Annotated in this window: 25 protein-coding genes; 16 read left to right on the forward strand and 9 right to left on the reverse strand. The window is 63.0% G+C overall.

Translation table 11 applies throughout. The features are described from left to right. Positions 1-3: 3 nt before the first annotated feature. The 6 genes from ACRCUN_RS08475 (at position 4) to ACRCUN_RS08500 (ending at position 3836) form a co-directional block, all read left to right on the forward strand. Entirely contained in the window at positions 4-498 is a 495-nt protein-coding gene (locus tag ACRCUN_RS08475; RefSeq protein ID WP_462141181.1) for a hypothetical protein, read from the forward strand. After that, positions 495-662, forward strand: coding sequence for a hypothetical protein (locus ACRCUN_RS08480; RefSeq protein ID WP_462141182.1), 168 nt, complete (start codon positions 495-497; stop codon positions 660-662). The genes ACRCUN_RS08475 and ACRCUN_RS08480 overlap by 4 nt, the downstream gene beginning before the upstream one ends. Positions 663-851: 189 nt before the next feature. Next, a complete protein-coding gene (locus ACRCUN_RS08485) occupies positions 852-986 on the forward strand; it encodes a hypothetical protein (RefSeq protein ID WP_462141183.1) in 135 nt (44 codons plus the stop codon). 176 nt (positions 987-1162) lie between these two features. Then, complete coding sequence (locus tag ACRCUN_RS08490) at positions 1163-1684, forward strand: hypothetical protein (RefSeq protein ID WP_462141184.1); 522 nt, start codon at positions 1163-1165, stop codon at positions 1682-1684. After that, positions 1684-2055, forward strand: a complete 372-nt coding sequence (locus tag ACRCUN_RS08495) for a DUF2742 domain-containing protein (RefSeq protein WP_462141185.1) — start codon at positions 1684-1686, stop codon at positions 2053-2055. Before ACRCUN_RS08490 ends, ACRCUN_RS08495 begins: the two co-directional genes overlap by 1 nt. Then, complete coding sequence (locus ACRCUN_RS08500; protein WP_462141186.1) at positions 2052-3836, forward strand: hypothetical protein; 1785 nt, start codon at positions 2052-2054, stop codon at positions 3834-3836. The genes ACRCUN_RS08495 and ACRCUN_RS08500 overlap by 4 nt, the downstream gene beginning before the upstream one ends. A 111-nt stretch (positions 3837-3947) precedes the next feature. Here ACRCUN_RS08500 and ACRCUN_RS08505 read toward each other — a convergent pair whose 3' ends face one another. Further along, positions 3948-4208: a hypothetical protein gene (locus ACRCUN_RS08505; RefSeq protein WP_462141187.1), complete on the reverse strand. Its 261-nt coding sequence runs from the start codon at positions 4206-4208 to the stop codon at positions 3948-3950. Positions 4209-4236: 28 nt separating this feature from the next. On the opposite strand from ACRCUN_RS08505, the gene ACRCUN_RS08510 reads away from it, so the two are divergent. The 4 genes from ACRCUN_RS08510 to ACRCUN_RS08525 all read left to right on the forward strand — a co-directional run bounded on the left by ACRCUN_RS08510 (position 4237) and on the right by ACRCUN_RS08525 (position 6260). Then, entirely contained in the window at positions 4237-4527 is a 291-nt protein-coding gene (locus tag ACRCUN_RS08510) for a hypothetical protein (protein WP_462141188.1), read from the forward strand. A 126-nt stretch (positions 4528-4653) separates the two neighbouring features. Then, positions 4654-5097, forward strand: coding sequence for a helix-turn-helix domain-containing protein (locus tag ACRCUN_RS08515; protein WP_462141189.1), 444 nt, complete (start codon positions 4654-4656; stop codon positions 5095-5097). Between the two features lie 13 nt (positions 5098-5110). Further along, positions 5111-5770: a hypothetical protein gene (locus tag ACRCUN_RS08520; protein ID WP_462141190.1), complete on the forward strand. Its 660-nt coding sequence runs from the start codon at positions 5111-5113 to the stop codon at positions 5768-5770. Between the two features lie 235 nt (positions 5771-6005). Then, complete coding sequence (locus tag ACRCUN_RS08525; RefSeq protein WP_462141191.1) at positions 6006-6260, forward strand: hypothetical protein; 255 nt, start codon at positions 6006-6008, stop codon at positions 6258-6260. On the opposite strand, the gene ACRCUN_RS08530 is transcribed toward ACRCUN_RS08525, so the two are convergent. The 4 genes from ACRCUN_RS08530 to ACRCUN_RS08545 all read right to left on the reverse strand — a co-directional run bounded on the left by ACRCUN_RS08530 (position 6249) and on the right by ACRCUN_RS08545 (position 10866). After that, on the reverse strand, positions 6249-6485 hold the full coding sequence (locus tag ACRCUN_RS08530; protein WP_462141192.1) for a hypothetical protein: 237 nt from the start codon (positions 6483-6485) through the stop codon (positions 6249-6251). The genes ACRCUN_RS08525 and ACRCUN_RS08530 overlap by 12 nt on opposite strands. Positions 6486-6925: 440 nt before the next feature. After that, positions 6926-8113, reverse strand: a complete 1188-nt coding sequence (locus ACRCUN_RS08535; protein ID WP_462141193.1) for a hypothetical protein — start codon at positions 8111-8113, stop codon at positions 6926-6928. 1152 nt (positions 8114-9265) lie between these two features. Next, the gene (locus ACRCUN_RS08540) at positions 9266-10387 is read right to left on the reverse strand and encodes a protein kinase domain-containing protein (RefSeq protein WP_462141194.1); all 1122 of its coding nucleotides are present in this window, start codon (positions 10385-10387) and stop codon (positions 9266-9268) included. After that, the gene (locus ACRCUN_RS08545) at positions 10384-10866 is read right to left on the reverse strand and encodes a hypothetical protein (RefSeq protein ID WP_462141195.1); all 483 of its coding nucleotides are present in this window, start codon (positions 10864-10866) and stop codon (positions 10384-10386) included. The genes ACRCUN_RS08540 and ACRCUN_RS08545 overlap by 4 nt, the downstream gene beginning before the upstream one ends. Positions 10867-11436: 570 nt before the next feature. On the opposite strand from ACRCUN_RS08545, the gene ACRCUN_RS08550 reads away from it, so the two are divergent. Then, on the forward strand, positions 11437-12183 hold the full coding sequence (locus ACRCUN_RS08550) for an NYN domain-containing protein (protein WP_462141196.1): 747 nt from the start codon (positions 11437-11439) through the stop codon (positions 12181-12183). Positions 12184-12383: 200 nt separating this feature from the next. Beyond that, entirely contained in the window at positions 12384-12845 is a 462-nt protein-coding gene (locus ACRCUN_RS08555) for an SRPBCC family protein (protein ID WP_462141197.1), read from the forward strand. Here the strand turns inward: ACRCUN_RS08555 and ACRCUN_RS08560 are convergent. Further along, on the reverse strand, positions 12842-14320 hold the full coding sequence (locus tag ACRCUN_RS08560) for an alpha/beta hydrolase family protein (RefSeq protein WP_462141198.1): 1479 nt from the start codon (positions 14318-14320) through the stop codon (positions 12842-12844). The genes ACRCUN_RS08555 and ACRCUN_RS08560 overlap by 4 nt on opposite strands. 182 nt (positions 14321-14502) lie before the next feature. On the opposite strand from ACRCUN_RS08560, the gene ACRCUN_RS08565 reads away from it, so the two are divergent. Further along, positions 14503-16626, forward strand: a complete 2124-nt coding sequence (locus ACRCUN_RS08565) for a hypothetical protein (RefSeq protein WP_462141199.1) — start codon at positions 14503-14505, stop codon at positions 16624-16626. Positions 16627-16766: 140 nt separating this feature from the next. Continuing rightward, positions 16767-17381: a hypothetical protein gene (locus ACRCUN_RS08570; protein ID WP_462141200.1), complete on the forward strand. Its 615-nt coding sequence runs from the start codon at positions 16767-16769 to the stop codon at positions 17379-17381. 9 nt (positions 17382-17390) lie between these two features. Here ACRCUN_RS08570 and cwsA read toward each other — a convergent pair whose 3' ends face one another. Then, positions 17391-17786, reverse strand: a complete 396-nt coding sequence (gene cwsA / locus ACRCUN_RS08575; RefSeq protein ID WP_462141201.1) for a cell wall synthesis protein CwsA — start codon at positions 17784-17786, stop codon at positions 17391-17393. A gap of 105 nt (positions 17787-17891) precedes the next feature. Between cwsA and ACRCUN_RS08580 the strand changes: the two genes are divergently transcribed. Beyond that, positions 17892-18437 (forward strand): peptidylprolyl isomerase, encoded by a 546-nt coding sequence (locus tag ACRCUN_RS08580; RefSeq protein WP_462141202.1) that lies wholly within the window; start codon positions 17892-17894, stop codon positions 18435-18437. Positions 18438-18511: 74 nt separating this feature from the next. Here ACRCUN_RS08580 and ACRCUN_RS08585 read toward each other — a convergent pair whose 3' ends face one another. Next, positions 18512-18919 (reverse strand): PH domain-containing protein, encoded by a 408-nt coding sequence (locus ACRCUN_RS08585; RefSeq protein WP_462141203.1) that lies wholly within the window; start codon positions 18917-18919, stop codon positions 18512-18514. Between the two features lie 155 nt (positions 18920-19074). After that, entirely contained in the window at positions 19075-19359 is a 285-nt protein-coding gene (gene crgA, locus ACRCUN_RS08590; protein WP_067849843.1) for a cell division protein CrgA, read from the reverse strand. 94 nt (positions 19360-19453) lie between these two features. On the opposite strand from crgA, the gene ACRCUN_RS08595 reads away from it, so the two are divergent. Beyond that, complete coding sequence (locus ACRCUN_RS08595; RefSeq protein WP_462141204.1) at positions 19454-20203, forward strand: DUF881 domain-containing protein; 750 nt, start codon at positions 19454-19456, stop codon at positions 20201-20203. The last annotated feature ends 15 nt before the right edge of the window (positions 20204-20218 follow it).

Genomic DNA, 20218 nt, shown 5'->3' on the forward strand with positions numbered 1-20218 from the left:
CAGATGCAATCCCCGATCGGCGGATCCACGAGCGCCGAAGCCCTGGTAACTCATGCGCACAAGCTGCTCGCCAACTGCGGTGTATCCATATCGCCGTCCAAGGTCAGCCGCATGGTCCGTGAGTACAAGCGCCGTGTTGAGAAGAACGGCTTCCCGTTCGAAGCGTTCTTGGTCAACACGGTGCAGCTCACGGCAGAGCAGCGCCGCCAGATGCTTGCCAACCCGGATATCGCCCGAGTGATCTCGTACAGCGATCCCACTGGGGAGACGGCGGCCAACAACGTTGACAGGGGCACACGTAGGCGTCCGTCTCACGTTGACCGACCGGCCATCACTGTCGAGGAACTCGTTCCCGATCCTGTTGAGCTGCAGGACATCACCGTGATGGCCAGCGTCTCCGACGAACTATTCGAGGAAGCGCTCGCCGAAGCTGAAGCGGAAGGCGATCTGTCCCGAGCGAACGTCGTCCGCAAGTGCAAGGCCAAGGTGAGCCGATGACCGGGCCGCACATCGCGCAGGAGGATCGCGACCAGATTGACGACCACAACGTGGTCGACCACAACCCTGCCGGGGACGACCCGGCAGAAAACAGAACGGCCCCCGATATCCCGGTGTTGGAGCACCGGGCGGGGACCGATCCGAACCCATCCACCAGCAAGTAGACGAAAGGCTCAACCGTGATTGTACCGAATACCGGCCCGACGCCGGTACCCCAACTGTCTAACGCGTTAGATAGTTGCCAGGCTTGCCGGGCCGAGACAGCACCGGTAACCCCATGCACCGATCTCGCGCTACAACTCGACCGAGCAACAAACCTTGCCGATCTTGCGCGGGGCGATCTGGCGCGGGTGATGAATTCGCTGCCCACCGATTCATCGCTCTGGTTGCATGTCGACCTCGTGAGGGCCATCGGCCACCTGCGGGCCGCAGCGGTTCTCGTGGACAAGATCGCCGACCAACTCGACGCAGGGGCGGTGGCACGGTGAGCGATCCGATACTCCAGGCACTGTGCTGCACATGCGGGAATCTGCGTACATGCCGCCGGCCCCGTAACTACCGACACGAAAACTACTGGCTCTCAGGCCCAATCCACCAGGACTGGCACCGCGAAACCGGCGACCTGAAGTGCTCGGAGTGCGGCACTGTCACCACGCACGCAATCGTGCGACCGGCCAACGACACGTTCCGCGACCACGCCGAAAAACTCCGCGAGTTCGCGACCGGCCGGACACGCGACGGACTCTCATCCGAAGCGCGCAAACGGATCCAGGAGCGGTGGCGCCAGCATCGAACGGAGAACCCCTACCTCCACCACCTGTGGTGGATCTCCGACGAAGAGAAGGCCCGGGCGGCCGGCCGGACGCATTTCCAAGCCATCTGCAAAGCGATGATTCGTGTTCCAGAACAGCTCCCGAAAGTCCGGGGCACCATTTGCGACGAAAACGATATGGTGGCGCCGACATGGTTCCACGACGTCGACCGTGAAGACCCGGACACCGGCCTGTATTGGTTCGATGTCGACTGCGTTGACTGCCTGTCTCGGGCTAATGCCATTGCCCTGCAATGGCAACGGGAAGAGCTGGCAGAGAAACTCCAGGCGATCGTGGAGAAGGTATCCACGTTGGACGCCAGGACCGTCATTTCGCTGCTCAGCCAATTCCAAGAGTTGGAAAGCGGCGCATAGTGACCGATTGCCCAAAGGAGGCCCGCCCCGAAACAGGGGCGGGTTCTCCCGCATCTCGACAGGTCGCCTGGTTTGAGACTTACTCCTACGCCGCACGCCTGGCCACCAGCCACGATGTCAACCTCAACAATCTGCCCATCCCCGGCACCCCTCAGTGGTGCGGGATGCCCGACGACGACGCCAGAAAACTGCTCGCCCTGATTCTCGGCGGCGTACGCGAAGCCCTGGCCAACGACACTCACCAGATGGTGATGGCCGAAGCCTCGCAGGCGATCTCAGCGGCCGCGGACTGGACGGCGATCGCAAACGGCATCCGCCGCCGGCAAGACGCCACCCGCAGCGGCGCCTACATACCCAGGAGAGCATCTTGACCGACGACGAATTCTGGTCGGCCACCGACCAACTCAAGCTGATTCACCAGTGGGCACGAGCCCGCTACGTAGCGCCGTGGGCACTACTGCTCGCGGTCCTGCTGCGGGTCGTCGTGTCCACCAGCCACCGCGTGATGCTCCCCGGGCCGCCAGCACCAGCATCCCTGAATATGGCGATCATCCTCATCGGCCGATCAGGATCCGGCAAGGGAGTCACCGACAAGCTGGCCCGCGTCCTGTGGCCCACCGACATTCACGAAGAAGGACTCGGTTCCGGTCAAGGCATCCACGAGCTGTTCAAGGAAACAAAGGATCCGGCCGACCGGATCACCCGCGCACTGTTCACCGTGCCCGAGATCGACCACCTGACAGCCCTCAATGCAGGGCAAGGCAACAACACACTCGCAGCCCTCAAGGCCGGACTGACGGGTGATCGACTGGGCAGCAAGGGCGCATCCACAGCAACCACCAGGTCGGTCCCAGCCGACTCCTACCGCTTGGGTCTGTCCATCAGCGCGCAGTACGGCCACACCGCGGTCATCCTCGATGACGTGACCGGCGGAACACCACAACGCGTGGTGTGGGGATCGGTCACCGACCCATCCATCCCGGATACCCCCGGCCCAGAACCGGACCACGTGCTTGACACGAAGCTGCCCGATTGGGCGACGGCGGACCGCCAGGTTCTCATCCAATACGGCACGCCGGAAATCGGCGAGTATGTCGCCGCTGGGCTTCTGGCCAACCAGCGCGGAGAACTCGACGCCATCGACGGCCACCGGACCCTGACACGGCTCAAGGTCGCCGCGACCCTGGCGATCCTCGATCACCGGATGGTCGTATCGGCGCTCGATTGGGAGCTGGCCGAGTGCATCATGGCCAAGTCCGACGCCACCCGCACAGCCGTGCTCGAGTACGACCGACAAGCTGCCAGGGCAAAGATCAGAGACCGGGCAATGAGTCGGGCGGCCGGGGAGCAGTTCATCTCCGACCACAAACTCGAACGGGCCAAGAAGGCGATCCTGCGATGGCTTGAGCGGGATGGTCAACTTGCCCGCCACGACCTGCGCCGGAAGCTGAAAGCGGACCTACGCGACCACTTCGACCCAGCCGTAGCTGAGTTAGCTGCTGTCGGCCAGATTGTCGCCACCAGGGATGGCAGCCAAGAGCGGTACGGCCTCGGCTCGGAAGGTACACGTGTACCGGAGGTACACCCGCCAAAACCTCAGGTCAGTGGCCGTGTACCTGAAGTACACGGTGTACCCGAGGCTACCGTGACCGACCTTGATTCCCGCAGGTCGCCGGAAGTGCATCAGCCGACGCTGTCCGCGCCGAAGTGGTTCGACAACCACATTACAGCCCTCCGAGAAGCCGGCCATGACACCGCCGAGTCGTTTGCTGTGTTCGCGGCAGGGCAAGCGGCGGGGTACTCGGTGGACTCACTGCGCTCGGCCGCCAGCAAGCACCCCGGCGTGAAGGTCATCAAGCGCACACCCCGCACCTCGGTCTGGGACATCACCGGGAACCGGCCCACGGCCTTCCGGCCCGCGACCGAGTGGGTTGACAGCTACATCCGCCACCTGCCCGAGGGCAGCACCGTCATGGACCGCGACGACTTCCGGGCCGCAGCAGAACAGGCCGGCTACACCTGGACCGCAGTGCGCCACGCTGCACTCGACCACGAACGTGTTGAGTCCGTCCCCGCCGAAGGTGACAGCGCCGTCAAGCGGACCTGGATTCTCAAGCCCGCCGCCGGCTCCGAAGATGAGGCAAGCGCATGAGCGCCGCCCGACGATTCTTCTGGACTTGGCTCCTAGGCTCTGCCGCGGTGTCCATCCTCGGTGTGGTCACGCACGCCGTGCTCGGCAGCGCGCGTTCCCCCGGTGATCGCCTCAGTGCTCGCGTTCGTCATCGTGCTCATCCAACTGTGCGCCACCTACGGTGTGCACGCCCTGGTGCAAGCACGCATCGTCGGCGCCGCGTACCGATGCGCGCTGGTCATCGCGATTGCGCTCGCCCTGGGCGCGTTCGTGCTCAATTTCGTCGCACTGCAAGACCTCGTGATCACCTGGGCCGGAATCGCCCCCGTCATCGCGTGGATCGTTCCGCTGATCATCGACCTGGGCATGACCGGCAGCACTGTTGGCACTCACCAGCGCTCAACGCGCTGCGCAGCTACACGTGCGGGACACCGTCGCTGTGGACATTCTCGACGCGGAGATCAAGCCAGCAGACGACCTGCCCGTGGCACGTGTGGAAACTCCCAACGTCTCCGTGCGCAACGGTGCGCACCTGGCCATCGCCCAGCGCCTCGTCACGCTAGGCGTGGTGCGCATCGCACCCGAACGTGTCGCTGAAGTCCTCGCCGAACAGTCCGCCGGCACCGCACCGAGCATGATCGCCCGCCGCCTCGGCGTCGGATATTCCACCGTCACCCGAATCCTCAAACACCAGCAGGAGGTAACCGCGTGAACATCACGCAGCCGTTGTGCACCGTCAGCGCCGAGAACCCGTTCTGCCATAGCGGCTGCCCGCACCACGGGTGGCAGCACGCTCATGAGAGCAGCCAGCGGTGAGCGCATATCAGGGGCTTCTCGGATGACAAAGAAAATTGCCGGCTTGGCAAGTCCCCTGCGGTCGCTGGAGGTGCGCATCGCCGAGCGCATCACCAGCGACGGATCCGTCGTCATCCCGCCCCCCATAGCTCACTGGCTCGAACAGAACTCAGGGATGACCGCCGACCGCCGCTTCAGGCTGTACTTCACCGACCCGGAAGCCTATATCGCGCTCACCGCGCTCCACCACTCAGCACGCCGTTACCTCGCAGCACGCCGTTCCGAATGCGGAACAGAACAAGTTGCAGGACAACAGAACACGACACAATCAGAGATGTGGTTGAGCACCAAAGCGGCAGCACAAGCGCTGAACGTCACCGACCGGTGCGTCCGCAAGTGGTGCACCAACGGCCGACTCGACGCGGAACTAGTAGGAGCCCGCTGGCTCATCAACCCCAACAGCATCGCCCTAAAAGACATCGCATGAAGGAGAACGGACAATGAGCCTCGAAGCTCTACACGCCGAAGTTGAAGGGTATCGCAACGAAGCCGGGCAACTCGCCGAAGAATTTTCGCGGGTGCACGCCGAGGTTGCCGACGACCCGAACCTCACGCCCGTCGGCAAGCGTGAACGCCTCGAACCGCTCCACCATCAAGTCACCGAGCAGATGAGTGCGCTGCAGGCCCGCGAAAAAGCCGCCGTCAAAGCCGAAAAGGAAAAGCTCGAACGACGCATATTCGGGCTCTCACCCTCCGCCAGCAGCGACCCAGCGAAAGTCGTATCGTTCCGCGACGCACAAGCCCGCGCCCGCGAACTCGAAGACAGCGACGACGCCGCAGAACTGTACGAATCGGCGAAGCGTTCCGGAGACAACATCCTCGCGGCCGCAGTCCTAGAGAAGGCGCTGATCCGAGGATGGTCCTCAATCAAAGAGGACTACCTAGAGCGCAACACAACCACACGCGGCGACCTCGACGACCTCGCCGCACTCGCCCGCTACTCCAACAACGGACTGGCCATCACGGCGCAATACATGCCGCCATCGCTCAACCTTCCCTTCTCAGCAGGCTTTCCGAACACACAGCAGCACAAGCGCGGCGCGCCACAAGGCGCCCCCTCGCTCGGCGATGTGATGGCCCAACGCCTCGGACTGTCCTAATGACTTGCGGCGGCCGGCGTCAAACCCACGAGGTCTTCCTTTCGCTCGTAGGCAACGGCTTCCATAACGGTCGGACATGCCCAGAAGCACCTCCGCCCGTCGCCGCACACCAGCAGCACCCAGGGGGTAGTGCCCCCAAGCCCCGCCCTGGCTTCGCCCCTGGCCGCATAGGCGAGTGTGTGTGTGGCACCCCCCTACCCCCCTGGGGAAAATCGGCGGTTCGGGAGATTTTCTGATGGCGAAGTACAAGACGCTGGTTGAGGCGATGGACGCTAAGGATGAGTTGGCGGAGGCTGAAATTCGGTACAAGTTGCTTGCTGAGACTTTCGAGGACAAGCCCCAGCTGCGGGCGAACCTCAACCCTGCCCTGGAACGCGCGAAGGCTGAGATCGTCCGGCTGCGAGCGGTCCAGAAGACACCGGGTGTGGCGGACGACAGCGGCAAGGTAGTGGCGTTCGATGCCGACCGCTTCCGCAAGTCAGGTGCGTAGGTCGCCCGCGACATTGACACCGCGCACCATGAATCCGGGTGCCCTGACGTCATGTTCGGCGGGCCATCTTGGCTCGACTAGCTGGCCTGATGGCATCGGCTCGGGTGGGTATGGGTCGACAAACTGCTCGCATGCCGTCACCCACACCTGGCGGCCGCTTTTGAGGTACAGCGGACCGCCGACGATGCCACCCTGTGTCTGCAGGTCGATTCCTGGTTCGGTCATCCAGACGTAGAGGACCGTTAGGCGGTCCCAGCTGTCAGCTATTTCGATGACTGTTTCGGCCGGGCTGAGCGTTATTGGAATCAAGCTATTCCGTGGCACTGCGATGGCGAATGCCATTCGTCCCCCGTGTTCGAATCGGGTCGGTTCGAATTCCCAGGATGTGGCGCGCCCTCCGGGCACGATAGGCAACTTCCCAGATGTGACGTGTTCACTCGTGACGGCAACGCGCCAGGAAGCGTCGGAATGTAGCGAGGCTTTCCAGGGGTTGCCTTTTGCTGCGATGTAGGTGTCCTCGCGGTGAGTCCAGATTCGCCATCCGGCGCAACCGAGCCCGGCATTCGGGCCCTGAGTAATTGCGAAGGCGTACCGCAGTCGGGGGGTCGACATCGATTTGAGCTTCCATTCCTCCGGGTGACCGGGAGTGGCGGGTGGCGGGCAAGTCAGTGCCTTCTCCGAAATCCGGGCCATTCCCGGTCAAGGCCAAAGATGGCGTCGGGTGCAGATCCGGCCGCCCGAACCTGATGGACCTCGCCAGTATCACGAGCTGTGTACGTCTCCAGCAATGGTGGGTCAATCATGTGCTTGTCAGCCCAAGGGTTGATCCATAGCTTCGGTGTTTCAGCGCAGATCCGCCACGGGTAGATGTTCTGACCGACGAGCACCGCCGACACCCTAGACCCTCTCACCGGTGGGCCTTGGCGCCAGTAACCATCCCGCTTGCGAACTAGATGAGTCGAATCAGGCTGCCCGACAAAGTAACTTAATGCTTCAGTACCAAATAGCGCTTCTTTGATCTCCTGCGCTTCGGCGAATCCCGAGGTGTTGAGGATCGCGATCTGGAGCGGCTTGTCGGGCGAGCCATATCGTCCGCCTTTGTATTTCACGAGATCCCTGATGCGCAGCATGTCATTGCTTATGAAAGCAGTCACTGTCGGGTAGACACCGATCAGCCGCCCGCCCTCGCCGCGACGTTCCGGCAGGACCGGCCAGGCGGAGTATTCGATCTCCCAGCTGCGGACAGTGAGGACGAGTTCGGGCGCTCCGCCGCCGCAGGCGATCTGGCCGGCGACGACATCAGGATCAAGCGAGGACAGCCATTGCTCCAGCGGTTTGACGACCTCTGGCGCTTTGGGTCGCTCTGTGCCCGATCGCCGGATCTCTATGTCTACGAGGAAGTTCGGGTCGCTGGCCTGGTTGGTGGCTTCGTAAATCCAGCCTCGCTCGCCACCTCCGTCTGAGGTCGAACCTGCGCGGGAGAGGTACACGGCGCATTCGACGTAGGTGGCCGTATCTCCTCGGGTGACCAGGAAGTCTGGTTGCCGGGTAGTGCCTGGCAGTGTCGGATGTATTTCCACCTCGTATCCGAGGCGTTGGTGCAGTGTGTAGACGTACAGCTCCCACCAGGCCCCGTAATGCTGGGGTGCGTCTGCTTCACGGAACCGGCTTCGGAGGTCCGGCTTTGCGTCGGGAGGATATTCGGCGAACCACGAGTCAACGAGCTCGCGCACCCGCTGCCACGGTGCCCCCGCGACGCGATTCAAGAAGTGAAAGGAGTCCTCGGTGTCGTACGCGGGTGATGAGTCGGTCCGGTCGACGACGTCGAAGATGCGGAGTTCGGTGGACGGCATCGATTCAGCGCCCGCGCCACTCCATTAGCCTCGGCCGGCGGCGCTCCTTCTTCTGCGCCAGATTTGCCGCAAGGTCTCGCGCTTTCTTTATGGTCCTAAAGCCAGGCGGCGAAGGGAACCATACGGCTTGGCCGGCGGGGGTGTCTTGACGGGCGTCAAGCACAAAACGGCGTCTCAATTCGGTCGGTTCGGGATTCCGCCACAGCTTGAACTCGACGTACTCGGTTGACCACTCTTGGGCGAGCGCTCGAAGCTCGTCGTCGGTCAGTCTTTTTCGCGGGCGGCCCGTCATGGGGCCGATTCTCACATAGGTTCGACGGCATGGGTGGCGACCATGCGGCCGCGTCGAGTAGCTAAACCTGGCGCGCCCTGGCTCTGCGAACCAGGTGCGGGATGATCGCGCACTGTGCAAGTGGATGAGTCAGACGGAAGCTACCGCGGCTAGTTCCTTCACCCACCGCCAGGCGGCGCTTGGGTTGCGTCGGAAGCGAACTCTATTTGAGACCCTCGGCAGACGTTCTATGAGGCCGACAGCTTCGAGGTCGCGGATGGGATCTTGGATACTGCTCAAGTTTTGAAACCCCAGGTCACTCGCCAATCCAGAGAGTAGAAACTCCCTCGGGCCTCGCGCGATGCCTATCATCACGCTTAGTCGGTGGCTTTGCCCGAACAGGACGCGCGAAAGCCTCTGGACTTCAGAGTTTTCGGCGATGGCCACCCGATAAAGATACGCGATCTGCGTAACGCGTTACGCGTAATAGGATAGGATTGGTCAATGAGTGGAGCAGCTCTGTTTACCCCCGGCGCGGTTCTGGTCCTCGCTGCGGACGCTGCCATCGCCTACGGACAGGTGACGCACTCCACCTTTAGTCGTCGTCCTTGGGTAGCGCAGATGCTCGTGGAAGAGCTGCTAAGCGAACTGCCGGCTGGGAACGCTCTACGGGCACTACGGCGCATGTTCGTAGAGGGTTATGGCGTGAGCGAATCTGCGGCCGAGTCTGCTTTCTTTGACCTGGTTCATACTGGCTGGCTCGTGGCGGAGGGAACTGCGGCTCAAGCAGCATGGAGACTAGACGTAAGCCGATCGGAACAGGTCGATCAACTGTGGCAGACACTGTCCGAGACCGAAGCTCGCGCTGTTCGAGTCGCCGCTCAGCGGACGATGGCGATATCGGTTGCTTGGTCGAAGAAGCGACGGGCCGGAGTTGATTCCAGCACGTCCACATCCAAATCAGCGGCACCGTAACGCCGCCAACCACTACCACGGTTCACCTGTGTTGACAGTCGAAAACCGCCACGACGAAGGGCGCTAGCTTCGACACGGATCCGGCGTTCGCTGTGGTGCCGGAAAGGGGCTTCCCAGCGATGGACGTCGGTTTCACCCCAATCGACAACCCGAGCTTGGGAGAGGGCATTGTCCATCGCGCTAGCCGTTTGGAAACGCTTACTAGGCAAGGAATGTAGAGCCTGGTTGAGCACACGGTTTAGTGAACGTGATGTCCAGATTGGGTATCGGCGCTCCTCCATGGTCAATGGCGACATGCCTCGCATGAGTCGGGCGGCGACGACAGACTTGGGATACGCCTCGTAATCAAAACCGCCTTTGAGCAGTTCGAGTAGAACCAGGCCCATTGGGTACAGGTCGCTGGCCCTAGTCAGGATTCCTGTCCTAACGAGCTCGGGTGGGCTGTAGAGGGTGGGAATGTCCAGAGCGGGCACAGTTCCATCGTCAGCGATGGCTCCTGCACAGCCTAGGTCGGCGACCTTGGCAACATGAAGGTCATCTAACAGGATGTTCGGACTTTTGATGTCGCGATGGAGAATTCGCTGCACTTCATGGAGGTGTCCCAACCCCCGAAGGCCGGCCTGGACGATCTGTACAGACTCCGTTGGAGTAAACCGATCCCCGCGGAGGAACGCATCTGTGACACTGCCCCGAGGGTAGTAAGGGGTGATGATCTCGATGACGCGTAGGGGCGCCTTGAAACCTCCTACTTCAGGAGCAGCCAGCACACGAACTACGTTGTCGTGTCGGATTTTTTCCAGAAGAGCTGGCTCCGGTAACTCGCCGTCCAAGCTGGCTCGATCGACACGCTTGCCCACGCGATAGCAATCAAGGTTCTCGTCCCACCAGACCCTTACCGGATTTGACCCTTCAGGAAGGGTTTGCAGGCACTCAAAATCCAACCGAAGCAATCTTGTCCGCTCGGGGTTCGGCTTGTCAGATTCGTCGCCGTCGCCGTCGCCGACGAGTGCTGGTGCTGTCGCCGTCATCCACCCTCCCGAGTCAGCATGGTCGCAGCCGCTGCGTATGCCTCCGCAAGGCCAGCCGTCCAGTACTTAGGCGGTTTCGCAAGTAGGAAGGCCTCCGGGCTCACGGTATTGAGCGCCTTGGCTGGAGCTCCCACGGCGGTGCCGATTGTTTCAGTCTTGAGCGTCTTGTATCTAACGCCTAGGGCTGTGCAGGCTGCCATCACCGCGCACATTCCCACAACGCGGGGATAAACGTGCTTGTACTGAAGCGCCTTGAAAGCTCGTGTCTCGACCAATCCAACGGCGGCCAATTGGGCGGACGAAATCTCTTCGCGCACCCGTTCGGTCAGATCGTGTAGAGCCTCTGCTCCGACGAGGTACTCGTGGGGTACCAGTTTCGGCTGGTTGATCGCGACAGGTCTCCCGAGTACTAGCTCGTCGGGGTCGACCGCGGCAAGGTACAGGGTGCCAGCCTCGATGTTGACTCCGCCGGCGCGCATCGTTCAATTCTTCCATGGGCTAGGCCCGTGCCCTCCGGTTTTGCATATCGAGCGATTGCAGGAACCGGTCGGCCGCTGGCAGCCTCTAAGCCAAGTGACCAGACCAAGAAGCGCCTCCGGCGGCTAAGTGATAGTTCGGTGGAAGCGGCCCCCGAGCCACCGTCACGTGACGAACGTGCTTGGTACCGGGTCTGCCGAGTAATCTCAGACGGTTTGATCGTGCTCTTTTTTGTAGTTTAGGTCACAAATTGATATCGGAGGCATCGGCAGGGCGGCGAGAGTTCTCAGAGGGCTTTTTTTGGCACTTGAACGCCACGCCAAGCGACTGTCGGGACCCTCATAGGGATAACCCCGCCCACAACGACAATGCAGTGTTGTATAGGCGTTGTGGTCGCATAACCGCAGGTGGAAGGAGTAGGCTGGGTGAAAGCTGGTAGTTGACAGCGGTAGGTGTTAGTACCTACATTCGGTCTTACCCACCCAGCCCTCACTGTAGGGCTGGGTCTTTTTTTGCCGCTTAACGGTTAGATTTGCCCGGGATTAGCCGACCTCACCACTAGGGTCGAGCAGGTGAAAGTGGGCGTCTACGTCGACGCGTTCAACCTGTACTACGGCATGCGTGAAGTTTGCGGCCGAGGCACGCCTGGTTGGCGCTGGCTTGATATCCGAGCACTGGCAGTAAGTCTTGCAAAATGGCATGGGGCGAGCGTCGAACGGATCGTTTACTGCACCGCGTACGTCGACGCGTCTGAGAGCCAGGCGGCCCATGCCGACCAATCGCTGTACGTAAAGGCCCTGAAGGAGCACGGAGCGATTGACGTGCTCCAGTTGGGCTACTTCGTCGCCTGGCCGAAAAAGCTGCCGCTTGCAAATGAACTCCCCTCGGGCAAGGCGGAGGTGATCGTGCCGGATGGTACGGAGTCGTGGCAGGGGCTTCCTATTGCCACCTACTACGACGGTGTCTCGAGTCCCAATCCGTATGGAGACATGTTCATGGCGACGGTGCGGAATCGCGAAGAGAAAGGCTCAGACGTTAACGTCGCGACACATCTGCTCGCTGACGTATTTCGGCGAGAAGTCGATGCTGCCATCGTCGTGTCAAACGATTCAGACCTCGCCCTGCCTCTGTCGGTGGCTCGCATGCTGGTGCCAGTTGGAACGGTGAACCCTGGGACGAACCCTCTAGCGGGCGCTCTGAAAGGTGACCGACATGAGGGTCCCGGTGGCCATTGGTGGCGAACTATGTCCGACCAGGATTATTACCTGCACCAGATGCCTAACCCTGTCGGCAAATTTTATAAGCCAGCCGACTGGTAGGAACCCGCCCACACGATGCCCACAATCTGCCCACAGTTACAGATAGATCCTGTGAACAACAGTGATGTGTTTCCACGCTTCGTCTAGACCGTAACTCGTTGAAAAGGAACCTGATTCGCCTTTGCAAGGCAGATGTCAGGAGTTCGAATCTCCTAGGCTCCACAAGTTTTTCGTTTGATCCGCTTGGTAGCGTCGGCTCTGTGACTCAGCTTGAGTACTCCGACTCGATTCATGTCGCATTGCCACCCGACGAGCTGTACGCGATCGTCTCCGACGTCACGCGCACCGGTGAGTGGAGCCCTGTCTGCCAGGAGTGCTGGTGGGACGAGGACGACGGGCCGCACGTAGGCGCCTGGTTCACCGGACGCAACGTGACGCCCGAACGCGAATGGGAGACCCGCAGCCAGGTCGTGGTAGCCGAGCCCGGGCGGGAATTCACCTGGGAGGTCAACGGCGGCTGGGTGCGTTGGGGCTACACGCTCGAGCCTGCGGGCGCCGGCACCCGGTTGACCGAGTCCTGGGCTTTTCTCGAACCCGGGATCGCGGGTTTTCGCGAGCGCTTCGGGCCGCAAGCCGACGCCGAAATCGCGAAGCGCAGCGAGGCCGCGCTCACCGGCATCCCGGCGACCTTGGCGGCCATCAAGGCCGTCGCCGAGGGCTAGCGTCTGTCGATCCGGACATCCGGCCACGGCGGCGGCCGGTTGAGCAGTCCCGGCTCGCCTCCGTTCAGGAACCGGTTGAAGAACGCCACGGTGTAGGCCGCGACGATCTCGTGTCCCCGCTGTGAGCCGATCGGTCCGGAAAGGGCGAGCCGCTCCGCCAGTGGCGTCCAGCTCGGTGCGTCGGTGTAGTTCATGTGGAACATGCCGGGGATCTCGACGTAGTAACCCGCTCCCGCGGGCGCCTTGTCGAAGGTCTCACGCTGTGTGCGCAGGGTTTCGTCGATCTCGTGATCCGGCCAGCCGCCGCTGCGGCTTCGTTCCAACAGGATGGAGTCGGCGTCGCGGGTCAGCCACATGGTCGGTTGCGAAAGGCCGTCACGGACGACGTCGGCGGGCATTGCGGCGTCCATCATCAGGCATGCGTGCAGCCGCGGATCTGAATGGCACGCCGAACCGACGGTGATGGCGCCCAACGACACACCGAAGGCACCGGCCCGCTCGTAGTCCAGCCGGCCGGTGAGCAGCCCGTGCGGGTCCGCGCTGTCGAGGCGGCGAAGCTGATCGAGGACAAAGCCGACATCCTCGGCCAGATACGGGAACAGCCCTGCCGGCAATGCCACGCCGTTTATCTCGGGTGTCTCGGGCGTTGGCGTGATGCTTTGCTGGATGGCGTCGACCAGTCGGTCCTTGGACCATCCCTCGACGGCACGGCCGTCAGGCAGCACGGTCATGGCCGAGGTGTACGGCTGGTCGAGCCCGACCACCACGAAACCGTGCGACACGAGCTGTTCGATCTGGAACATGTTGGACTGACGAAATGCGTTGAGCCCAGACAGATAGACGAGCACGGGATACCGCTCGCGTGCCGAAGCCACCGGTGCCAGTTCCGTGCCATGGGTGGGCACGACACCGAAATGGCCGAAGATGAATTCCGGCACGGAGAGTAGCCGCGCGATCGCCGGTGACAGCGATGACGCGTCGTCGACGTAGGGTGCACGCCGCGGCGACGGGGATTTCTCGGCCGGATACCAGATCTGCGCCATCAACTCGCGGCGGGCGTGCGGATCGTCCGCGAAGATCTCGCGCCGACTGTCGTCGCGCCAGTGGTAGGTGACCGTACCGATCGCGAACGGCCCGCCGGGTGCCGGAAGCCGGAACACGGGCAGCAGAACCGGCACGGTCACCGAAACAACGAAAACGACGACGCCGAGTCCTAATCCGGCGAACCGAGGCCAGGTGTGTCGAGGCGTGCAGGCCTTCATCTGCAGTGCCCAGCCCACAGCGATCGCCGCGGTCAGCACATATGCCGCAACCATCTGCCAGCGGTACCCCTCGACGATCAATTGGCCGATCGCCGCCAACGGCGCGACCGCAGCCAGGTGTCGAACGCGCTGAGCCCGGTTGGGCCACGGAATCGCGACGGCAACCAGTCCAACGATGTTGGCAACACACAACAGAATCTCGCCGAGGCGCATCCAACGAGTATGCGTTTGGCGGAGCCGGACTGAGATCGGGCGCGATGTAGTGGAGGCTGGCCGTCGGCGCTTGCAAATCCCGCCATTAGGCGTTCACCTGAACGTTGGATACACATCGCGCCGGGTATGGAACCGTGGTCACCATGCTGGGTAAGTTTCCCTTTCGGGGGAATCCGTTTGCTGTGTCCGTCGCGGACCGGTTATGTGCCACAGCGGATCTCAGCCTCGCGAAGCAATGGGACCCGACGTTGCCCGCGACGGGCCAATTGGCGTCACGGCTCTGGATGTTCGCCAACGCCAGTCTGCTGCGCCGGGTCACGGTCCTGCCGGTGATGGTCAACCTCGCGCTGACCGCTCTGGCGATCGCATTTCCCGCCAACGCACACGCGGTGCCCGCGGTATGGGAGACGTCAGGCTCCGGGATTCTCGGGATGCTGTCGGTGACCGATTCCTACGGTGTCTCGCTGTGGAAGTACCGGATGTCGACTGACATGGGGAATCTGTTCGAATTCGACAACACCATGTTCGGTGGCCAGCTGCGCATCCTCGCATCGTTGTTCGTCGTGATCGGAGGATTCGCGATCTGGCTTCTGATGTACGTCCTGAGTTTCGGGTTTCTGCAGGATCTGGTTCTGCCGGTGGCAGAAGGCATCCAGGCCTATGCCGAACAGGTCCTTCCCGGCATCGCGGTGCTCGCGGCGATCGTCGCAGCAGTTGTCATCGCCCTCAACATCATTCGGGGCAACGCACCCAAGGCGGTCGGTCAAGGTGCTGCGGCGATGGTGGTGGCGCTGCTGGCCGGGGCAATCGCCTACACGCCGATCACCTGGACGATCTCTGACGACGGTCCACTCGTACAGGGGCGCGACCTCGCGATCGCCGCGGTCACGAACTCCACCGCAAGTTCGGGTCATGCCGGAGACACCTTGGCCCAACTGGAGGCAACGCTCGCGACCAATCTGGTTCGAAGGCCATTGCAGGCGTGGAACTTCGGCGCCGTTGTCGATGACACACCGTCCTGCGCCGCCGCGTGGAGCGCCGGCGTCAATTCCGGTGACGCCGATCGGATCAAAGACGGCGTCGAAGATTGCGGAGCCCCGAACTCGCATGCGATGAAGGACAGCGCGGACAATCCCGATGCCGGGCAGATCGGTGCTGGAGTTCTCCTGCTTTTCTTCGTCGCCATCTTTCTCTTGTACGCGATCGTCACCGCATACCGGATTGTCGCGGAGTTCTTTCGCGCAGTCGTCAGCGCTTGCAAATTGTTGTGGGGCTTGGCCGTTGGGTTCATACCCGGACCGGCCCAGCGCAGCATCTATACCTCGGCGGTGGAGCTCGGGTACTCCGCGATGGCGATGTTCGGCTATGTCGCGATCACGGTATTCGTCGGCCAGATGTTCACGGTCATCTTCCGAAAACAGGGAAACATCATGGGGTCCACGGTGTCCTCGGTGATCCTGATGATCGTGGCCCTCGCCATGCTGCTGCGACTCGGTCGCAGCAGGCGCAGAGCAAGTGCGTCGATCGCCGAGAGCATTCTCGACGGCCTCAGTCCGGCCCCAACACCCGGTACTGGGCTAGGTGGCACCCCATCGGGAATCCCGAAAATTCGGGCGATGCCGAACACCACCACTCCGGATTCCGGTGCCTTCACCAATTTCGCCTACAACTTGCCGCCGCCGAGCTTTGCCACCGGCGCAGCCATCTCCTATGGCCTGCACCTGGCCGGCGAAAAGGTGGGGCATCGAGCTCCCGGACTGGGGTCAGGGCTGCAAAGGATCACCGCGTTCTTACCGTCCGGTCCGGGACGATCGGTGGAGAAGGGACTCGAGAAGGGCGAAAAGCTCCATGACGCGGCGGCGAAAGCGAAAAAGGCTGCGCCGAAACCGAGTTCCGAGAGGGGACCCGGACAACCTCCACCTCAGGTGAGCGGCGGCCCGGTGCCCATGTCGCCCGCGCCACCACCGCTACCAGGGGGAACACCAGGCGTTCCGCCCCCGACCGAGGTGACCCCGGTGTCCTCGGCGCCGGCTCCTCAGAATGGTGGACCACCGCCGTCGTGGCCGTCGCTGCGGCCCGCGCCCGGTGAAGGGCCGCGTCCCTCGGATGATCCGACCCCGGCTGCCTCCCCGCCATCTCCGCAGGCGCGGGTACCCCAGCCCGCGGCGGCTCCTACCACGCCGCCGCCGTCACCGTTCGATCGACCGCTCACGCCGCCGAACCAAGAGGCACCCCACCCACAACAGCCGCGAGACGCAGGGCCGCGCACCCTGTCGAATCGGCCGATGCCGTCGCAGCGGGGTTGAGGCACTACCGAAAATCCGCGTCGCCGGGGTGCGGGCCGGCCACCGAAGTTCTGGCCGAGAACGCTGTCACCGGGCCTGTCGAGCGGTACGCTTCGGCTGCTCCCAGACAGCTGGCAGCACCTACACAGGAAGGTCTCGTCGTGAAGCGAGCGGTCTTGATCGGTCTGGCCGGCATGGCGGCGTTTGGGGCGGTCGGATGTGGTTCGGAGAGCACTCCTGCTGCGTCTTCGGCATCACCATCCACCTCCGTTGCGGCGGTGCCCGACGAGCAACAGATCCGCGATCTGATCGATGAGCAGGAAGCGGCGATGGCGGGCTTCGACTTCGACCGCATGGCCGAGCTGACGTGTGAGCAGTACCGCGCTGATGTTCTGAAGTTGCCCGACACGATGTTCCCGCCGATCAGCGACGCCGGAACTCCTGAGGAGCTCGCTGCAACGCCACCCGACGTCCTGGCCGAGGCACTCAAACAGCAGAACCCCACCGCATCGGACGCCACCATCGGCGAGCTGGTCGATGCGCTCATCCGGTACGACGAGCCGGCGTACAAGGCGGCGAACCTTGAGATTCTTCGCCAGACGACGACAGTGACGATCGACAAGGTCGAGAACGTCGCAGTCACGGGCGACACGGCGACCGCCGACCTCACCTCGACGTGGAAAGCCGGCGACGCGCCGCCGGCCACGGACACGCAGTCCAACCGCTACCTCAAGGAGAACGGTCAGTGGCTGGACTGCGAGGACCCGTCCAAGTAGCAGACCGCCCTACGGCTTGGGCGTGACCTCGACGCTTGGCGGGAGGGGTGATGCCGGTTCGGGCCGCGTGGAGCGCCGCACGATTGAGAACACGACCGCGCCGCCCGCGAGGACGGCGGCCGCGACCCCGGCGATGACGAGTGGCCTGCGCCGCTTCTTGGGCGGTGCCGCGGCCTCCTGAAGGACTTCTGGCAGGGCGGCGACGGCTTCGGCGGCTGCGGCCAACTGGCGGCGCAGCTTGCCGGACTCATAGCGACGGCGCAGTTCCGACGCGGTGGCCTGCGCCGAGTTGAGGCCAAGACCCACGACGCCCCGGGTGATGTCGACGGGGCCGACCGCGGTGTATTTCAAACCGCGCGAAAGTCGTTGATGGGGGGCCAACCTGGCTTCGGCGTTCGCGGTCATCTCGCACCTTTCTGGGCCATCGGATTCCGACTGTCAGTCCAGCCTGCCATCCCGGCGGTCGGTAGGGGTGTAACTGACGGGTGCCGGTAGGCCCGCGCGAGCGGGATGGCACACTGGCATTCCGTGACGAGCCCCATTCAGACCGCGACCGCGACCCTGCACACCAACCGCGGCGACATCAAGATCGCGCTGTTCGGAAACCACGCTCCCAAGACCGTGGCCAACTTTGTCGGTTTGGCACAGGGCACCAAGGACTACAGCACCGAGAACGCGTCGGGCAGCACATCCGGTCCCTTCTACGACGGGGCGATCTTCCACCGCGTGATCGATGGCTTCATGATCCAGGGCGGCGACCCGACCGGCACCGGTCGCGGCGGCCCGGGATACCAGTTCGCCGACGAGTTCCACCCGGAACTGCAGTTCGACAAGCCTTACCTGCTGGCGATGGCCAACGCCGGACCGGGCACCAATGGCTCGCAGTTCTTCATCACGGTCGGCAAGACCCCCCATCTCAACCGTCGCCACACCATCTTCGGCGAGGTTGTCGACCCGGAGTCGCAGAAGGTCGTCGATGCGATCGCGTCCACTGCAACCGACCGGGGTGACCGGCCCACCGAGCCGGTGGTGATCGAGTCGGTCACGGTGTCATAGCCACGGCCTGACCCGCATACGCAACAACGCGACGTCCCCGTCCGCGGGGACGTCGCGTCTGTGTGCGGGACTCTTCAGTAGCCGGCCGCTTTGAGGGCGTCGAGAACGTCGAGCGGGTCGGTGCCCAGGTCCCATCGAGTCAGAACCAGCAGCCGGTCGTCTGCTGTGTCGATCTCGAGCAGGCGGACCTTACGGGCGATGCGCCGGAACTCGGTGATGCGGATCGAGCGGACGTCATTGCGGCGAAGTATTCGGGTGCGCCACCAACCCCGAACAGTGAGCCCGTCTTCGCTGATTGCCAGTTTTGGCCGTGCCCGCCAGGAGAACGTTGCAAACGTGAGCAATCCCACGGCGGCAATGCCGGCAAGAACACGTCCTGGCGGATCTGTGATCAGGGTCACAGCTGCGATAGCCATCATAACTCCGGCTATGCCGCAACCAGCGATTCCGGCGCTCGGAGGCCCCCAACTAGTTTGCTGCACGGGCTGTGCACACCCTTTTACCGTTACTAATGAAGTTATCCACAGGTGCTATCCCCAATGGGGATGAATCACAACGATGTGATTGAGCGTCGAGGACGTTGCTAAACCGGTAACGCCCGGAACGTAAGATGAATTCATTATGGTGTCGTCCGGACTCAGCGCCAGCGCATCGTGAGCAACAAACCGGTGATCATGAAAGCAAAGGCGATCGCGTAGTTCCACGGACCGAGATCGGCCATCCACTGAAGGAAAGACGGCGTGTCGATCGGGTTGGTTGCGGCGAGCTGGAACACCAGCAGCCAGATGAGGCCGAACAGCATGAGGCCGATGAACAGCGCGACGAACCAGACGCTGGACGGTCCGGCTTTAACCTTGACCGGTGTCCGGCTCACCGGCTTGATGGTGAAGTCGTTCTTTTTGCGGACTTTGGACTTGGGCATGGGTACCTTCGCGGACAGTCGGCGTCACACGGTGCGACGATGAAGCAGGATGCTTCACGAGCCTAACGTAGCTGCACGTCCGGAAGAGGAGCCGATGGACCAGCCCCGTCGTTCCACATGGCGCTTCGGCGTCCCGGCCGTGTGCCTGCTCGCGGGCCTGCTCCTGGCCGCAACGCACGGGGTATCGGGCGGAGACGAGATTCGCCGCAGCGATGCGCCCCGCCTGGTGGACCTGGTGCGGGAGGCCCAGCAGTCGGTGGACCGGCTGACCGCACGGCGGGATGCGCTGTCGACCGAGATCGACAGCCATCACGGCGGCTCCCCCAGCTCGCATGCCGCGCTCGACGCGATCACCGCACGAAGCGCCGAACTGGCCGCAGCTGCCGGGATGGAGCCCATCCGGGGGCCCGGACTTGTGGTGACCCTTACCGACGCCCAGCGTGACGCTGAGGGCCGATTTCCCCGCGATGCGGCACCCGATGACCTCGTCGTACATCAGCAGGACATCCAGGCCGTCCTGAACGCCTTGTGGAGCGCAGGCGCGGAGGGCATCCAGATGCAAGACCAACGCATCATCGCGACCTCGGCACCGCTCTGTGTCGGTAACACCCTTCTCCTCAACGGCCGCACCTATAGTCCGCCCTACGTCATCACCGCGATCGGCGACACGGCCGCCATGCAGGCCGCCCTCGCCGCCGCCCCGCTCGTCACGCTCTACAAGCAGTACGTCGTCCGGTTCGGCTTGGGCTACGTCGAAGAACCGCGGGCTCAGGTCGAACTCGTCGGGCACACCGAGCCCGTCCGGATGCGCTACGCGAAACCCGCGGGCCCTATCGGCTACTGAGCCGGTAACCTGGGC

It is taken from the genome of Mycobacterium venezuelense (assembly GCF_054919535.1).

What these genes read in the sequence shown, in the direction of transcription:
- ACRCUN_RS08475 (WP_462141181.1), top strand. Translation starts at nt 4, where the DNA reads ATGCAATCCCCGATCGGCGGATCCACGAGCGCCGAAGCCCTGGTAACT.
- ACRCUN_RS08485 (WP_462141183.1), top strand. Translation starts at nt 852, where the DNA reads ATGAATTCGCTGCCCACCGATTCATCGCTCTGGTTGCATGTCGACCTC.
- cwsA (WP_462141201.1), bottom strand. Translation starts at nt 17,786, where the DNA reads ATGACCGCGAACGCCGAAGCCAGGTTGGCCCCCCATCAACGACTTTCG.
- ACRCUN_RS08560 (WP_462141198.1), bottom strand. Translation starts at nt 14,320, where the DNA reads ATGCGCCTCGGCGAGATTCTGTTGTGTGTTGCCAACATCGTTGGACTG.
- ACRCUN_RS08545 (WP_462141195.1), bottom strand. Translation starts at nt 10,866, where the DNA reads ATGCGCGCCGGCGGAGTCAACATCGAGGCTGGCACCCTGTACCTTGCC.
- ACRCUN_RS08580 (WP_462141202.1), top strand. Translation starts at nt 17,892, where the DNA reads ATGGCACACTGGCATTCCGTGACGAGCCCCATTCAGACCGCGACCGCG.
- ACRCUN_RS08595 (WP_462141204.1), top strand. Translation starts at nt 19,454, where the DNA reads ATGGACCAGCCCCGTCGTTCCACATGGCGCTTCGGCGTCCCGGCCGTG.
- ACRCUN_RS08515 (WP_462141189.1), top strand. Translation starts at nt 4,654, where the DNA reads ATGACAAAGAAAATTGCCGGCTTGGCAAGTCCCCTGCGGTCGCTGGAG.
- ACRCUN_RS08520 (WP_462141190.1), top strand. Translation starts at nt 5,111, where the DNA reads ATGAGCCTCGAAGCTCTACACGCCGAAGTTGAAGGGTATCGCAACGAA.
- ACRCUN_RS08525 (WP_462141191.1), top strand. Translation starts at nt 6,006, where the DNA reads ATGGCGAAGTACAAGACGCTGGTTGAGGCGATGGACGCTAAGGATGAG.
- ACRCUN_RS08480 (WP_462141182.1), top strand. Translation starts at nt 495, where the DNA reads ATGACCGGGCCGCACATCGCGCAGGAGGATCGCGACCAGATTGACGAC.
- ACRCUN_RS08530 (WP_462141192.1), bottom strand. Translation starts at nt 6,485, where the DNA reads ATGACCGAACCAGGAATCGACCTGCAGACACAGGGTGGCATCGTCGGC.
- crgA (WP_067849843.1), bottom strand. Translation starts at nt 19,359, where the DNA reads ATGCCCAAGTCCAAAGTCCGCAAAAAGAACGACTTCACCATCAAGCCG.
- ACRCUN_RS08535 (WP_462141193.1), bottom strand. Translation starts at nt 8,113, where the DNA reads ATGCCGTCCACCGAACTCCGCATCTTCGACGTCGTCGACCGGACCGAC.
- ACRCUN_RS08540 (WP_462141194.1), bottom strand. Translation starts at nt 10,387, where the DNA reads ATGACGGCGACAGCACCAGCACTCGTCGGCGACGGCGACGGCGACGAA.